The organism is Lactobacillus sp. C449L, assembly GCF_059900815.1.
Window position 1 is genome coordinate 1 of sequence record NZ_JBWXGA010000176.1, and the last position, 470, is coordinate 470.

At 38.7% G+C, this 470-nt stretch carries 1 protein-coding gene and 1 pseudogene; both read left to right on the plus strand.

Translation table 11 applies throughout. The features are described 5' to 3' along the window. The coding region (locus tag AC2JF9_RS08890; RefSeq protein WP_500727041.1) for a large ribosomal subunit protein uL10 at positions 1-236 on the plus strand (236 nt) is incomplete at its 5' end. Between the two features lie 57 nt (positions 237-293). Then, positions 294-470: pseudogene (rplL, locus tag AC2JF9_RS08895) on the plus strand (50S ribosomal protein L7/L12); the annotation flags it as partial.

The following is a 470-nucleotide window of genomic DNA, read 5'->3' on the forward strand; positions in this document are numbered from 1 at the left end:
TTGTAGCTCCTGCGAAAATCATAAATGAATTTGCTAAGAAGCATGAAGCGCTTGATATTAAAGCTGGTGTAATTGAAGGAAACCTTGCAACTGTTGAGGAAATCAAAGCTCTTGCAGATCTTCCATCCCGCGAAGGCTTGCTTTCTATGTTGCTTAGCGTTCTTCAAGCTCCTATCCGTAACTTCGCATTGGCAGCTAAAGCTGTTGCTGATCAAAAAGAAGAACAAGGTGCTTAATCGAACTAAACTCGCTCACTTTTAAAACACACAAAAAAGATTAGGAGTAAATTTCTCATGACTAAAGAACAAATCATTGAAGCAGTTAAAAATATGACTGTTTTAGAACTAAACGACTTAGTAAAAGCGATTGAAGAAGAATTTGGTGTAACTGCGGCTGCTCCTGTAGCTGTTGTTGGCGCTGCTGCTGGTGCTGCTGTTGAAGAAAAAACTGAATTTGATGTAATTCTAACT